This is a genomic window from Fulvimarina fulva (genome assembly GCF_039652615.1).
Classification (GTDB): domain Bacteria; phylum Pseudomonadota; class Alphaproteobacteria; order Rhizobiales; family Rhizobiaceae; genus Fulvimarina.
The window spans coordinates 44,248-58,553 of record NZ_JBDJAC010000002.1 but is presented as its reverse complement, the minus strand read 5'-3'; the positions used below and the strand labels follow the sequence as shown (position 1 = coordinate 58,553).

The 14,306-nt window shown below is 61.3% G+C and carries 13 protein-coding genes; 7 read left to right on the top strand and 6 right to left on the bottom strand.

The features are described from left to right. Positions 1–17: 17 nt before the first annotated feature. On the bottom strand, positions 18–686 hold the full coding sequence (locus ABDX79_RS03835; protein ID WP_346218941.1) for a MarC family protein: 669 nt from the start codon (positions 684–686) through the stop codon (positions 18–20). Positions 687–989: 303 nt separating this feature from the next. On the opposite strand from ABDX79_RS03835, the gene gyrA reads away from it, so the two are divergent. From gyrA to tgt, 6 genes are all read left to right on the top strand, one after another. Continuing rightward, complete coding sequence (gene gyrA, locus ABDX79_RS03830; RefSeq protein ID WP_463671116.1) at positions 990–3,743, top strand: DNA gyrase subunit A; 2,754 nt, start codon at positions 990–992, stop codon at positions 3,741–3,743. Positions 3,744–4,175: 432 nt separating this feature from the next. Then, on the top strand, positions 4,176–4,661 hold the full coding sequence (gene coaD / locus ABDX79_RS03825) for a pantetheine-phosphate adenylyltransferase (RefSeq protein WP_346218940.1): 486 nt from the start codon (positions 4,176–4,178) through the stop codon (positions 4,659–4,661). 43 nt (positions 4,662–4,704) lie between these two features. After that, positions 4,705–5,316: a peptidylprolyl isomerase gene (locus ABDX79_RS03820; protein WP_463671108.1), complete on the top strand. Its 612-nt coding sequence runs from the start codon at positions 4,705–4,707 to the stop codon at positions 5,314–5,316. Between the two features lie 142 nt (positions 5,317–5,458). Continuing rightward, positions 5,459–5,938: a peptidylprolyl isomerase gene (locus tag ABDX79_RS03815; RefSeq protein WP_346218939.1), complete on the top strand. Its 480-nt coding sequence runs from the start codon at positions 5,459–5,461 to the stop codon at positions 5,936–5,938. Between the two features lie 18 nt (positions 5,939–5,956). Then, complete coding sequence (queA, locus tag ABDX79_RS03810; protein ID WP_346218938.1) at positions 5,957–7,033, top strand: tRNA preQ1(34) S-adenosylmethionine ribosyltransferase-isomerase QueA; 1,077 nt, start codon at positions 5,957–5,959, stop codon at positions 7,031–7,033. Next, positions 7,030–8,160, top strand: coding sequence for a tRNA guanosine(34) transglycosylase Tgt (gene tgt, locus ABDX79_RS03805; RefSeq protein ID WP_346218937.1), 1,131 nt, complete (start codon positions 7,030–7,032; stop codon positions 8,158–8,160). The genes queA and tgt overlap by 4 nt, the downstream gene beginning before the upstream one ends. Positions 8,161–8,175: 15 nt before the next feature. Here tgt and ABDX79_RS03800 read toward each other — a convergent pair whose 3' ends face one another. The 5 genes from ABDX79_RS03800 to ABDX79_RS03780 form a co-directional block, all read right to left on the bottom strand. Beyond that, positions 8,176–8,598 (bottom strand): DUF4864 domain-containing protein, encoded by a 423-nt coding sequence (locus ABDX79_RS03800; protein WP_346218936.1) that lies wholly within the window; start codon positions 8,596–8,598, stop codon positions 8,176–8,178. A gap of 234 nt (positions 8,599–8,832) precedes the next feature. Next, on the bottom strand, positions 8,833–9,291 hold the full coding sequence (locus tag ABDX79_RS03795; RefSeq protein ID WP_346218935.1) for a DUF302 domain-containing protein: 459 nt from the start codon (positions 9,289–9,291) through the stop codon (positions 8,833–8,835). Positions 9,292–9,489: 198 nt separating this feature from the next. After that, a complete protein-coding gene (gene msrA, locus ABDX79_RS03790; RefSeq protein WP_346218934.1) occupies positions 9,490–10,107 on the bottom strand; it encodes a peptide-methionine (S)-S-oxide reductase MsrA in 618 nt (205 codons plus the stop codon). Between the two features lie 269 nt (positions 10,108–10,376). Beyond that, complete coding sequence (locus ABDX79_RS03785) at positions 10,377–12,152, bottom strand: PRC-barrel domain-containing protein (RefSeq protein ID WP_346218933.1); 1,776 nt, start codon at positions 12,150–12,152, stop codon at positions 10,377–10,379. A 422-nt stretch (positions 12,153–12,574) separates the two neighbouring features. Then, a complete protein-coding gene (locus tag ABDX79_RS03780) occupies positions 12,575–12,739 on the bottom strand; it encodes a DUF1328 family protein (protein WP_346218932.1) in 165 nt (54 codons plus the stop codon). Between the two features lie 456 nt (positions 12,740–13,195). On the opposite strand from ABDX79_RS03780, the gene ABDX79_RS03775 reads away from it, so the two are divergent. Next, positions 13,196–14,122 (top strand): diacylglycerol/lipid kinase family protein, encoded by a 927-nt coding sequence (locus ABDX79_RS03775; protein ID WP_346218931.1) that lies wholly within the window; start codon positions 13,196–13,198, stop codon positions 14,120–14,122. Positions 14,123–14,306 lie beyond the last annotated feature (184 nt).

Genomic DNA, 14,306 nt, shown 5'->3' with positions numbered 1-14,306 from the left:
CTCCGCCCGCTTGCTTGTCAGCTCGTTGCGCCGCCACTTGCGCTGATTGAGAACAGGGCGGCGATGCCGTCCGCCACGAACTGAACGGCGAGGGCCGCCAGAATCACGCCGAGGACGCGGGAAATGACGCCGCGCCCGGTGGCGCCGAGAAGGGTATCCAGCCGGTGGGCGAAGGACAGTGAAGCGAAGGTGATCAGAAGCGTGACTGCGATGACCGCGACGACGCTCGCCTTGCCGATGGTGCTCGGCAACTGACCGGACAGAAGAATGACCGCGGCAATCGCGCCGGGACCTGCGATCAGGGGTATCGCCAGCGGGAAGGCCGCGACATCCGCATCCTCGCCCGGTTCGTCGTCCTTTTCCGCGATTGCCTTGGTCGCGCTCTTGCCCTTGCGCTCGTTTCGGCGCTCGAAAACGAGTTCGAAGCCGATCACGAATAGAAAGAGGCCGCCGGCAACCCGGAATGCGCCGAGCGAGATGCCGAGCGCTTCGAGCAGCGTGAGACCCAGCAGGGCAAAGACGGTGAGGATGAAGAAGGCGATCAAACAGCCCTTCCAGGCCATCTTCACGCGCGCCTTCTTCGAAATACCGGGCGTCAGGGCAAGATAGACCGGGATCAGGCCAAGCGGGTCCACGATGACGAACAGCGTCACGAAGCCGTTGAGGAGGAGATCGACCATCGCCATATTCCGGTTGAAGCAGGTCCCATCTCAGAACATGGAAAGAAGTTCGGTGGCAAGCCTTGCGCCGGCTCGTCCCGGCCGACGGGCCGGCCGCGTGGAACGCTTTGCCGGACGGAGTGGCGAGGGCCTGCAAGCGTTTGCGCTGGCGATTGCCTTCAGGCTATAGCAGGCGCACGAATTCGCATTGATTTCTGGACTTGATCCTTGGCTGACGAAAACGACGATCTGACCCCGCCCGACGACGAACCGACGGGTGGGCCGCCGCCGGAAGGCGGTGGCATCGGCACAGTCTCCATCATCGAGGAGATGCAGCGCAGTTATCTCGATTACGCCATGAGCGTGATCGTGAGCCGTGCGCTGCCCGATGTGCGTGACGGCCTCAAGCCCGTGCACCGGCGCATTCTCTACGCCATGCACGAGATGGGCCTCAACTCGACCCGTTCATACCGGAAATCGGCCGGTGTCGTCGGTGAGGTGATGGGTAAGTTCCATCCGCACGGCGACTCGGCGATTTACGATGCCCTCGTGCGCATGGCCCAGGATTGGTCGCTGCGCGACCGTCTGATCGAGGGACAGGGCAATTACGGTTCGATCGATGGCGATCCACCGGCGGCCATGCGTTACACCGAGTGCCGGCTGCGCAAGATCACCGACTCGCTGCTTGCCGACATCGACAAGGAAACCGTCGATTTTCAGGAGAACTACGACGGTCGCGAGATGGAGCCGGTGGTTCTGCCGGCCGGCTTCCCCAACCTGCTCGTCAATGGTTCGGGCGGCATCGCCGTCGGCATGGCGACGAACATTCCGCCCCACAATCTGGGCGAGGTGATCGACGGCTGCGTCGCGCTGATCGACAATCCGTCGATTACGCTTCCCGAAATGATGGAGATCATTCCGGGTCCGGACTTCCCGACCGGCGCATTGCTTCTCGGCAAGGCGGGCATCCAGGCCGCCTATTCGACGGGCCGCGGTTCGCTTCTGATGCGCGGAAAGGTGCATACCGAGACGATACGCGGCGACCGCGAAGCGATCATCATCACCGAGGTTCCCTACCAGGTGAACAAGGCGACGATGATCGAGAAGATGGCCGAACTGGTGCGCGAAAAGCGCATTGAAGGCATCTCCGACATTCGCGACGAGTCCGACCGCGACGGTTACCGCGTCGTCGTCGAGGTGAAACGCGACGGCTCCGCCGACGTGATTCTCAACCAGCTTTACCGGTTCACGCCGCTGCAGACCTCCTTCGGGGCCAATATGGTCGCGCTGAACGGCGGCAAGCCGGAACAGCTGACCTTGATGGACATGCTGCAGGCCTTCGTCGCCTTCCGCGAGGAGGTGGTCAACCGGCGCACGAAATACCTTCTGCGCAAGGCGCGCGAGCGGGCTCACGTGCTGGTCGGTCTCGCCATCGCCGTCGCCAATATCGACGAGGTGATCAAGCTCATCCGCGCCGCGCCCGATCCGGCGACGGCCCGCGAGCAGCTGATGACGCGCGAGTGGGACGCCAAGGACGTCGCGCCGCTGGTGCGGCTTATCGACGATCCGCGCCACCGGATTTCGGAGCAGGGCACTTATCGCCTGTCGGAAGCCCAGGCCCGCGCGATTCTCGATCTGCGTCTCCAGCGCCTCACGGCTCTCGGCCGGGACGAGATCGGCGACGAGCTGGAAAAGATCGGTGCAGAGATCAAGGATTATCTGGAAATCCTGTCCTCGCGCTCCCGCGTCATGGAGATCATCAAGGACGAACTCATCGCCATTCGTGACGAGTTCGCCACCCCGCGCCGGACCGAGCTCTCCGAAGGGGCCGCCGATCTCGAAGACGAGGACCTGATCCCGCGCGAGGACATGGTGGTGACCGTCAGTCACGGCGGTTACATCAAGCGCGTGCCGCTCAGTGTCTACCGTGCCCAGCGTCGGGGCGGAAAAGGCCGCTCCGGCATGAGCCTCAAAAACGACGAGGATTCGGTCACCCGGCTCTTCGTGGCGAACACCCACACGCCTGTCCTGTTCTTCTCCTCGCGCGGCATCGTCTACAAGGAGAAGGTGTGGCGCCTGCCGCTGACGACCCCGCAGGGCCGTGGCAAGGCGCTGGTGAACCTCCTGCCGCTCGAAAAGAACGAACGCATCACCTCGATTCTGCCTCTGCCGAACGAAGAAGAAGCCGCCGAGCGCACCAATGTGATGTTCGCGACGACCCGAGGCACGGTTCGCCGCAACAAGCTCTCCGATTTCACGAATGTGAATCGCAACGGCAAGATCGCCATGAAGCTCGACGACGAGCAGGACTCGATCCTCGGCGTTGCGACCTGTTCGGAAGACGACGACGTTCTACTCACGGCCTCCTCCGGCCAGTGCATCCGCTTTCCGACCACCGATGTCCGCGTCTTCGCGGGCCGTAATTCGGTGGGCGTGCGCGGCATCTCGCTGGGAACCGGCGAGACCGTCGTCTCAATGGCGATCCTGCGCCATGTGGAAGCCTCGGCCGAGGAGCGCTCGACCTATCTGAAGATGCGCCGTGCGGTCGACGGCGATACGAATGGCGAGGGTGAGAGCGACGAGGAAGCGGTCGCCGATGTCGCGATCGATCAGGAGCGCTATGCCGAGCTTGGCGCTCGGGAAGAAATGATCCTGACCGTGTCGGAATTCGGCTTCGGCAAGCGCTCCTCGTCCTACGAGTTCCGTACCTCCGGGCGCGGCGGCAAGGGCATCCGGGCGACCGACACCAACCGGCTCGACAAGCTGGGCGCGCTGGTCGCCGGTTTCCCGGTCGAGGACGAGGATCAGCTGCTTCTCGTCACCGATCGTGGCCAGGTGATCCGCGTTCCGGTAGACGGTATCGGCATGAAGGGCCGCGCGACCGGTGGGGTGACCATCTTCAAGACCGCTGAAGGTGAGCGCGTGGTCTCCGTCGAGCGCATTCCCGATCAGGGTACGGACGAGACCGGCGATTCCGCGGAACTTGTCGAGGGTGAAGAGGCCGATGGCGAGACTGGCGCAGTCGGTTCCACCGATGACACGCCAGACAGTAATGGTGGCGAGGGGCCGGCGGACGAGACCTGATCGGCCTGTCGCAGCACAAGAAAAAGGCGCCGTTCCCGATCATCGAGAGCGGCGCCGAGTTGTTTTGGAGGTCGATTTTTATGACCGGCTGGAGGACGGTGCTATAAAATAGTGGCCGGGATCAGCGGCGGAGGTGCCTGGCCTTGACCTTCACACGCGAGCGCTCCTGTTCACTGTGTATCGTGACCAGCGTTGCCGCGGTAAGGCTGAGGACCATTGCGAGGGATAGCGCTACGATCAGCATGAAAGTTCTCTCCTCGTTATCTTACACCAGATACGCTTGACGACCCGAAATGGTTCCCGACAGCGCGCATCGAAAGCCACGACGATCTCTCAAGACGCAAGATAGGCGCAAGCCAGGCGCTTGTCTTCAGTCAAATTGTCTCGATCATTGAACACACTTAAGCAAACCCTGTTGGGCGGAAACACGAGATGGCGACAGGCTACTTCCCCGGCTCCTTCGATCCGATGACGTTTGGACATCTTTCGATCCTGCGTCAGGCGCTCGGCTGTTTTGACGAGGTCATCGTCGGGATCGGCGTCCACGCGGCGAAGACCCCGATGTTTTCCTTCAAGGAGCGGGTCGACCTCATCCGCCGGAGTCTCGATGCCGACAGCCTGCGCTCCGATATCGAGATCGTCTCCTTCGACGGCCTCGTCGTCGACGCAGCTGCGAAAGCGGGAGCCTCGGTTCTCGTGCGTGGTGTGCGTGACGGCTCGGATCTCGATTACGAGATGCAGATGGCGGGCATGAACGGAGCCATGCGCCCTGAAATCAAGACCGTATTCCTGCCGGCCTCGCCGGAGACGCGGCCCATTACCGCCACATTGGTTCGCCAGATCGCGAAGATGGGCGGGGATGTCTCGCCATTCGTTCCAGCACCGGTTCTGGCCGCGCTTCGAGAAAAGAGCGCGTAGCGTTTGCCGGCTTCGTACCGTTCGCGATCTGAAGGGGTCACCTATGAAATTACTCACCTCACTCGGCGTCGTCGCAGGTCTCACCATGGCGGCGATTATGCCGGCATCGGCGCAAGATTCCGGTGATGCCGCCAACCGCCTCAACATCGAGACCAACAAGGGCGAAATCGTCGTCCAGCTTCGTCCCGACCTCGCGCCGAACCATGTGAAGCAGATCAAGGAGCTCGCCGAGGAAGGCGCCTATGACGACGTGGTCTTCCACCGGGTGATCGACGGCTTCATGGCCCAGACCGGCGATGTGCGCTTCGGCAAGAAGGGTTCGGATTCGTTCGACGCCTCGAGCGCCGGCATGGGCGGCTCTGACAAGCCCGATCTCGAAGCCGAATTCAGCGACAACGAGACGTTCGATCGCGGCACCGTCGGCATGGCCCGCTCGCAGGATCCGAATTCCGCCAACTCGCAGTTCTTCATCATGCTCGCGGACGGCGATTTCCTTGATGGCCAGTACACGATCGTCGGCGATGTCGTCGAAGGCATGGATGTCGTCGATCAGATCAAGAAGGGCGACGCGCGCCAGAATGGTGCCGTCGAAGACCCGGACGTGATGACCAGCGTGACGGTCGGCGACGGCAAGGGTACCGGCGGCGAGGGCTGAGCAATCGATTGACTGCGTCCCTCTGCTTTTGAGGCCGGGGTTGCGCGCTTTTCGATTCTGTCACACAGAGACCGACAATCGCGGCGGTTCGGGAAACGTCCCGGACCGCCTTTTTTAAATGAAATGAAGAAAGAGATCGATTATGGCCTATGACAAGCCGGAAAACGTCCTGATCCTCGAGACGACCAAGGGTCGCGTCGTCGTGCAGCTTCGTCCTGACCTCGCGCCCAAGCATGTCGAGCGCATCAAGGAACTCGCGCGGGAAAACTTCTACGACGGCGTCGTCTTTCACCGGGTGATCGATGGCTTCATGGCCCAGACCGGCGATCCGACGGGCACCGGTGCGGGCGGCTCGGACAAGCCGGACCTTGAAGCCGAATTCTCCAACGAGCCGCACAAGCGCGGAACCGTTTCGGCGGCCCGCACGGCCAATCCGAACTCGGCAAACTCCCAGTTCTTCATCTGCTTCGAGGACGCGCCCTGGCTGAACAAGCAGTATTCCGTGTTCGGTGAGGTCATCGAGGGCATGGACAATGTCGACCAGATCAAGAAGGGCGAGCCCGTCCGCGATCCGGATTCGATCACGACCATGCGCGTCGCAAGCGACGTCGACGCGGGCTGAGCCTGCCCCGCGGTCAAGATGAGAGTCGATCTCTTCGACTTCGAACTGCCGCCGGAGCGCATCGCGCTTCGGCCGGCGGAGCCGCGTGAGAGCGCGAAGCTTCTCGGCGTTTCCGAAGCGGGTCTTTCCGACCGGCTGATCGCCGATCTGCCGGATCTGCTCACACCCGGCGATGTTCTGGTCTTCAACGATACCAAGGTCATCCCGGCGCAGCTGTTCGGCGTGCGCACGCGCGAGGGCCTGCGAGACGGCGAAGGGATCGCCCAGATCGAGGCGACACTGCATATGCGGCTGTCGACCGAGAGCTGGGCGGCGTTCGTGCGGCCGGCCAAGCGCGTGAAGGTCGGTGATACGGTGGTGTTCTCAAGCGGCGATGCCGAGACGCTTGCCGCCGAGGTCACCGCACGGGGCGAGGCCGGCGAGGCGACGCTCACCTTCGAGCATTCGGGACCCGATCTCGATGCCGCGATCGCCGCTGTCGGCCATGTTCCGCTGCCCCCCTATATCGCGGCACGGCGCGGCGACGATGAACAGGACCGGGCCGATTATCAGACGGTCTATGCCCGAGAAGCCGGCGCCGTTGCTGCGCCGACCGCAGGACTTCATTTCACTGACGAGCTTCTTGCCAGGCTGAAGGAGCGGGGCATCGCCACCGAATTCCTGACGCTTCACGTCGGCGCGGGCACCTTCCTGCCGGTGAAGGCCGACGACACCGAAGACCATAGAATGCATGCCGAGATCGGGACGATCGATAACGCCACGGCCGACCGGCTGAACGCGGTGAGGGCGTCCGGCGGACGGATCGTCAGTGTTGGCACCACGTCGCTTCGGCTTCTCGAAAGCGCAGCCAGCGAGGATGGCCGGATCGCGCCCTTCGCGGGGCCAACCGATATCTTCATCACGCCGGGCTATCGCTTCAGGGCGGTCGATCGGCTCATGACGAATTTCCACCTGCCTCGCTCGACCCTCTTCATGCTGGTCTCGGCCTTTTCCGGTCTGGAGCGCATGCGCGGGGCCTATTCGCACGCAATCGAAAACGCATACCGCTTCTATTCCTACGGCGATGCGTGTCTCATCGACCGGATCGAAGAATGACCGATACATTCCAGTTCAAACTCCTCGCCACCGACGGCAAGGCGCGGCGCGGCGAGATCACCATGCCGCGCGGCACCGTGCGGACACCGGCCTTCATGCCCGTCGGAACCGCCGGTACGGTCAAGGCGATGTATCTCGATCAGGTGCGCGAGCTTGGATCGGACATCATTCTCGGCAATGTCTATCATCTGATGCTGCGGCCGGGCGCCGAGCGCGTGGCGCGGCTGGGTGGTCTTCATGAATTTGCCCGCTGGCCCCATCCGATCCTGACGGATTCCGGCGGCTTCCAGATCATGTCTCTCGCCGATCTGAGAAAGCTCGACGAGACCGGCGTGCGCTTCAAGAGCCATATCGACGGCTCGGAATATCAGCTGACGCCGGAGCGTTCGATCGAGATTCAGGGGCTTCTCGACAGCGATATCCAGATGCAGCTGGACGAGTGCATCCGCCTGCCGGCCGAGCGGGCCGAGATCGAGCGGGCGATGGAGCTTTCGCTGCGCTGGGCCGAACGATCGGCGAAGGCTTTCGGCAACCAGCCGGGCAAGGCGATGTTCGGCATCGTTCAGGGTGGTGACGTGCCGGATCTGCGCATTCGCTCGGCCGAACGTCTCGCAGCAATGGATCTCAAGGGTTATTCGATCGGCGGTCTTGCCGTGGGCGAGCCCCAGGACGTGATGCTGAAGACCCTGGAGGAAACGCTTCCGGTCCTGCCGGACACCAAACCCCGCTATCTGATGGGGGTCGGAACGCCGGACGATCTTCTGCAGTCGGTCGCGCGGGGTATCGACATGTTCGACTGCGTGATGCCGACACGCGCGGGCCGCCACGGGCTTGCCTATACCCGTTTCGGCAAGATCAACCTCAAGAATGCCCGTCATGCGGAGGACCCGCGCCCCCTCGACGAGGCGTCGGATTGCCCGGCGACCCGGGATTATTCCCGCGCCTATCTTCATCATCTCGTCAGGGCGAACGAATCGCTTGCCGGCATGCTGCTGACCTGGACCAATCTCGCCTATTATCAGTCGCTGATGGCGGGGATGCGCGGCGCAATCGAAGCGGGCCGCTTCGCCGACTTCAAGGCCGAGACCGAGGCCGGCTGGCAGCGCGGAGATATCGCCGCCATCTGAGGCGATATCGAGCGATCAGACGGCGAGTTCTTCGCTTTTCTTCAGGGTGACGCCGGTGATCTTCATCGTCCCGTCCGGCTGGCGTTCCAGCGAATAGGTCGCGATCCAGCTTTGTCCCTTGGGATCGGTCATGAAGACGTCCTGGCGAAAGCCGTCGCCGGAGGGCGTCAGCTCACCGAAGGATATGTTGCTGGAGCGATAGACGGGCGGATAACCGGTACGCACCATCTCCATGAAGCGATCCTTCGTGCCGAACATGTATTTTATCTTCGGTGCGGCGTGACCGAAGGCTCCAGCGCCGTCGTCCTGGCGAAAGGCTTCGAGCTGGGACGAGATGACGGCGCGGATATCGGCCGCGTCGTCCGCCCGCGCTGCATTCACCATGCTGGCAAGAGCAAGGGAGATGAGGAGGGCGAGCCGGGTGAAAGTGCGCATCATGACGGGTCTCCGGTCAGGGTCGTTCATGAATGTTCGATATGGCAGGGCAAGAGGAAACGCGCCTGTCGCTCACGATCGCGTGACGTGAGCTGTTGGGAGCCGGGCATGGGGCGGCGGCCATGCTCTCCCGCCGGCCTTATGGATCTCTCGCGACTGCGGGGTGGCCAAGAGGAAAGGGCGCCTCAACCACCCCGCCGAATTTGTCCACAGAACGCCTTCACATGGTCGCTTGTTTCACTGACTTCCGGCCGCCGCATTGCTGAGTTTGTCGAGCGCGCCGGTCATCGTCCCGATCGACTTGCTGGACGGGTCGAGGCCATGGCGAGCGGCGAGGGCTTCTGACGCAATGTAACCGATCTTCGTCTGGCCGTTGTCGTCCCAGATCAGGATCTTTTGCGGCAGGTCTATCGCGACACGGCGGTTTTCCTGCATGAGCGGTGTGCCGATTTTCGGATTGCCGAAGATCACGAGGGTCGTCTTCGGCAGTTCGAGATCTGCGGAGGCTGCGTTTGCGGAATGATCGACAGTCGCCATGACCGTTGCACCGGCCGACTCGATTGCGCTCGTCAGCGCATCGACGGCTTCATCGACACTGCGGCCCGTGGTTTTCGTCACCCAGTTGTCCTGTGCGCTTGCAGCGACGGGCAACGCAAAGAGGGCAAGGGCGCACAGGCCGGCGGTCAAAATTCGCATGGGACGAGCTCCTGGATTGTCGTGGCGGATCTACGAAGGCAGGGAGTGTGAACCGCTGAGCGGAGGAAAATGAGCCCTGAAGCGCGGCGAAAAGGGCGCCTGTTCCTGAAGTCCAGTTGGCCTCAGTGGTCTCGCAGGATTTCGGCAGCCGCCCGGCTGAAACAGCCGGACGCCATATCAGGGCGTAACGATCCGCGATTAGCTGACGGAATCCTTGATGCCCATGAAAGCCTTGTCGCCCCAAACGCGTTTGACCGTGTTGTTGCGCCCGCAGCCATTGCGGTAGAACTTGTATTTGACCGGGTTCTTTTTGTAGTAATCCTGATGATAGCCCTCGGCGGTCCAGAACGTCGATGCGGGACGGATTTCCGTCGCGACGCTTCCAAGATCCTTCTGAACCTCGGCCTTGGTTGCCTTGGCCTTTTTCATCTGATCGTCGTTTGTCGCGAAAATCGCGGTCGTATAGGAATGGCCTCGATCACAGAACTGCCCGCCCGCATCGGTCGGGTCTATCGAGTGCCAGTAGACCTGGAGCAATTTGTCGTAGCTCACCTTCGAGGGATCGTAGGTGACCCGAACGGCTTCCAGGTGACCTGAATGGTTTTGATAGGTCGGATTTTCGCTTTTGCCGCCGATATAGCCGGAAATCGTTTCGGTCACGCCATCGACGTGATCGAAATCGGACTCCACGCACCAGAAGCAGCCGCCGGCGAAGATCGCCGTATCGGTGTTCTGCGCGAAACTTGGAGTAGCGGCGGTAAGGCTAGCTGCTGCCGCTGCAGCGGCAAAGACAAGCGGGGCAAATCGTCTGGTCATGTCATCTCCCGGGTCGACATTCTTAAAAGGTCCTTGCAGCGCCGATGTTCGCGCTCATGAGGGCACTCTTCTATTCTTGTTCGATCAGCAGAGCGAAAAAGTTTCGCATGCATTCCGATTAAGGAGCGACCAGATGTCGTTCCGATCGAATTTCCAGACAGAAGATGGAGCCGTTCGCGGTTGACGCACTGCGACGCGGTGTCCTGATCGTAAAAAAAAAACGGGCCCGCCGAAGCGAGCCCATCTTTCACAATCTTGCTGACCGGGCCTTAGTTGTTCTGCCCGCCGGTCGCGCTACCGGTGTCGCTGGAGCTGCCATTGCCGCCGCCGGCTGCCGCATCGTTCGGCGTGTATTCCGGCGCATCTTCAAGCTGCTGCTCGGTCATGTTGCTCTGGACCGCGAGCGAGCCATTGGAATCGCGCATGAATTCGAGATTATCCATGCTCACCGCGACCGGCTTTTCGCCAATGCCGAGGAAGCCGCCGACATCGACGATGATGTCCTGGATACCACCCTCCGGAGAGAGAACGATATCACCGACATCGCCAACCGACTCGTTGTTCGGTCCGGTGACCGTGGTGCCGATCAGATCATCCGCCGTGAGCGTGGAGGTGTCCTCGACCGGCTGCATGTCCGACTGACCGCCTTCGCTCGTTCCGCTGGTGGCGTTGCTATCGGCCTGAGCCATATCGTTGCTGGCCTGGTTGGCCGTGTTGTCGGCAGCCTGCTCGGCCTGATCGCCGGCCTGCTGCATGTCGTTACCGGCTTCTTCAGCGGCCTGACCGGCTTCGTTCATGGCATTGTCGGCGGACTGTGCAGCCTGATCGCCGGCCTGTTCCATGTTATTGCCGGCATCGTTCGCAGCCTGCTGGCTTCCTGCAGCCGCCGTACCCGCGGCGGCGGTCGCCGCGGCACCTGTAGCAGCTGCCGACGACTGGCCGGCTTCAGTGGTGTTGTCGCCGGTACCGCCGTCCGAATTCATGCCCGTATTCGAGCTGTTGGACGACTGATCACCGGAATTGCCTTCCTGCGGACGTTCGTCGTCGAAGGACGGCGCGTTTTCCAGCTGCGTGCGATCGGAGGCGTAGACCACCTGCGGCGTTCCGCCTTCCTGCTTCGACAGCTCAATCTGGTCGAACGGAACGGCAACGTCTTTCTCGCCGATACCAAGGAAACCACCGACGCCGACGACGGCCGCATCGACCTTACCGGATGAAGAGACCACCAGATCGTTGACCTGGCCGATATTTTCAGCGTCTTCACCCGGGCCGGATACGACATCCGCGCCGATCAGATTCTGCGAAAGGAACTGATCCTGGCCGACAGTGGTCGGAACGTCAGACGAGCCGCCGGTCGATGCCGTGTCGCCGGAGCTGTTCGAGCCGCTGCTTTCCATCGACGTGCTGCTGGCCGAGCCGCTCGCGTCACCGCCTGTGGATGGGTCTGTCGCGCTGGCCGAGCCACCTGTCGTGGCTGTGTCGCCGGTCGCGGTATTTTCGGACGCCATGCCGGACTGTTCGCTCGAGCCGCCTTCCGAACCGGAGGCTGCTGCCTGCTGCTCTCCGGGCATCATGAAGGACGGCATCGAGCTGAGGTCTTCGCCGCCCGACGACATGGTTGCGCGGGGCTCGCCATCGTTCATCGACCAGGAGATCTGATCGAACGGAACGGCCACGGTCTTTGCTTCGCTGCCCGACGTCGTCACGATTGCTGCGACGATCTGGCCATCGGAGCCGACGAGATAGTTATCGATCGACGCGACTGCCTCTGCGTCCTCTGCATCGCTGCCGTAGATCGACTTTCCGGTCAGGTTCGATGCGAGATACTGATCCGATGAGAGCTGCTGCAAAAAGTTGCCCGAAGCCTGGCTATCGGACGAAGCAGACATGTTGCCGCCGCTCGCATCCGAGCTGCCCGTGTCGGCCTGCGTTTCCTGGTTCTGACCGCCGCCTGTTGCGGAACCGCTCTGATTGTTGTCCTGAGCATAGGCACCGGTGGCGAGAACGCCTGCAAGGGCTGTTGAAACGAGAAGTTTGCGTAGCATAGTGATTTCCTTGTCTGTCAGTTGTTTGACAGCGCCGCTCGCGTGAAAGTGCATCAGCGACGACGTTGATGCCTAAGGAATGTGCTGAGGGGCGGGGCAGTTCCCCGATAAAAAAGTATTTTTTGCCGGAAGAAATAGGTCATTCGTGAAACATCGCGCGTTCAGATTCGGTTCATCTTTGCGCTCGAAGAATAGTCTTTGCTGCGCCGCAAAATGCTCCGCGCACCAAGTACAGGCAAATGTATTGGTAGTCAGCTACTGACTGGACGAACGTCATCGTCTATGGCGCGTGGATGCAAGCGCGTGTCTCCGCTTTATAAGAGCGTTATATCAATCGCATGGCGAGACAACACTATTATGATGCCAGCGCTGATAGACCGCCGCGCTGGATGCGCCCATCGACTCGAATTGTCTTGATAGGGTTATGCGAAGACGAGGATGCCGAACAGGATCATCAACAAGAGGCCGATCAGCACGATAAAGATCAGCAGCTTGGCAATCCCGCCAGCAGCGCCGGCAACGCCTCGAAATCCGAGCAGGCTCGCGATCGCAGCCACGATAAGAAGAATGACGATAATCTCGAGCATGAATGCGTCCTGTCTTGGAAGGGCAGATCGCGATTTTTGCGATCGCAAAAACGAATGCCTCGGAGCGGGGAGCGTTCCACGGCCCATACTTAAATTGCTTTTCGTCCCTAATTATTGTGAGCCCGGCAGGAATGTCGAAGCGCGCGCTGACAGGCGTCGTGCGAGGAGGTTCATGTGAGGGCTGCACCATGCGCCGTCGCAGACTTCGATAGCGCGCGAGCCACCCAGACATTGCAACGGGACAGAGATGTGACAGTTCGAGGCGCCTGGGACAGTTCGGCGGATGTTTGAGAGAACCGCTTTCAATGTTTTGACGGAAGACCGGACGGTGGACGTGCCGTTGGCCCGGCGAGACTTGACCCGAGGGTCAATCTCGGAGCCCAGCGCTACAGGGCCGATATTCAGGGTTTTGGGGGTTACGGTGCCGCGCACCGCACGCAATGCTAAGGAAATAAAATGAAGATTCTGGCGCTTCTCAACCAGGATGGTGGAACGATGAAAACCACCAACCTCGACTGGCTTTCCAACCTGTTGAGGGATGAGTTTTCGGTTCACGGCCATACGGTCGAGATCGTGCACTGTACTGGCGACGAAGTGGTTCAAGGGATCTCGGATGCGATCGACCGCGAAGACACCGATGTCCTTCTTGTGGGCGGCGGTGACGGCACCGTCTCGGCTGCGGCGGCGAAATGCGCGGGGACGGAGACGGCTCTCGGCATTCTGCCGGCGGGAACCATGAACCTGTTCGCCCGTACGCTGCAAATTCCCCTTGATCTGGAGCAGGCCATCAAGGCGCTCGCCTCGGGCAATATCACGAAGGTCGATGTGGGACGTGCGAACGGCGAGGTTTTCGTCCATCAATATGCTGTCGGGCTGCACGCCCGCATGGTCCGTATGCGCAACAAGTTTTCCTACGGCTCGCGCGTCGGAAAGGTCCTTGCGACATGGCGCGCGGGGTGGATCGCGATACGGTCGCTGCCGGAGATCAGCCTGGAGATCGAGCTCGACGGCGAGGTGCGCAAGATCAAGTCGGCGGCCGTCGCCTTCTCGAACAATTTCTACGGCACTGGCCACGTTCCCTTCGCGGAAGATCCGACGGAAGGCTATCTTGGCGTCTATATCTGCAAGGCGCGTAGCTTCGGGCGCGTCGCGAGGCTGGTGCTGGATATTATGATGGGAGCCTGGCTGGACAACCAGGATCTGGAGGCGTTCAGGGCCAAGCGCGTGAAGCTGATCTACAATGGCCGGAACCACACCAACCGGGCTGTGAAGGATGGCGAACTCACCAGGCTCGAAGACAAGACGATCATCGAGATCGATCCGGGTGCGCTCAAGGTGCTCGCGCCGAACGAGGCGACATATCTGAAATCCAAGACGGCCTGACGCCGACGGCAATTTGAAAGCACTGTCTTCGAGTGTCCCTCCGTAGCAGCGCCCGAGCCGATCGTCGGACGAGAACTGACCTGCGGAGCAATTCATTTGTCCGGCGGTACCAGATGATTCAAGTGACAAAGAAAACGGGCGGTCTCTTCGCAAGAGGCCGCCCGTTTCTTGTTGTCTAGATTAT

Coding starts and splice junctions, on each gene's coding strand:
- ABDX79_RS03835 (WP_346218941.1), bottom strand. CDS start 686: ATGGCGATGGTCGATCTCCTCCTCAACGGCTTCGTGACGCTGTTCGTC.
- gyrA (WP_463671116.1), top strand. CDS start 990: ATGCAGCGCAGTTATCTCGATTACGCCATGAGCGTGATCGTGAGCCGT.
- coaD (WP_346218940.1), top strand. CDS start 4,176: ATGGCGACAGGCTACTTCCCCGGCTCCTTCGATCCGATGACGTTTGGA.
- ABDX79_RS03820 (WP_463671108.1), top strand. CDS start 4,705: ATGAAATTACTCACCTCACTCGGCGTCGTCGCAGGTCTCACCATGGCG.
- ABDX79_RS03815 (WP_346218939.1), top strand. CDS start 5,459: ATGGCCTATGACAAGCCGGAAAACGTCCTGATCCTCGAGACGACCAAG.
- queA (WP_346218938.1), top strand. CDS start 5,957: ATGAGAGTCGATCTCTTCGACTTCGAACTGCCGCCGGAGCGCATCGCG.
- tgt (WP_346218937.1), top strand. CDS start 7,030: ATGACCGATACATTCCAGTTCAAACTCCTCGCCACCGACGGCAAGGCG.
- ABDX79_RS03800 (WP_346218936.1), bottom strand. CDS start 8,598: ATGATGCGCACTTTCACCCGGCTCGCCCTCCTCATCTCCCTTGCTCTT.
- ABDX79_RS03795 (WP_346218935.1), bottom strand. CDS start 9,291: ATGCGAATTTTGACCGCCGGCCTGTGCGCCCTTGCCCTCTTTGCGTTG.
- msrA (WP_346218934.1), bottom strand. CDS start 10,107: ATGACCAGACGATTTGCCCCGCTTGTCTTTGCCGCTGCAGCGGCAGCA.
- ABDX79_RS03785 (WP_346218933.1), bottom strand. CDS start 12,152: ATGCTACGCAAACTTCTCGTTTCAACAGCCCTTGCAGGCGTTCTCGCC.
- ABDX79_RS03780 (WP_346218932.1), bottom strand. CDS start 12,739: ATGCTCGAGATTATCGTCATTCTTCTTATCGTGGCTGCGATCGCGAGC.
- ABDX79_RS03775 (WP_346218931.1), top strand. CDS start 13,196: ATGAAGATTCTGGCGCTTCTCAACCAGGATGGTGGAACGATGAAAACC.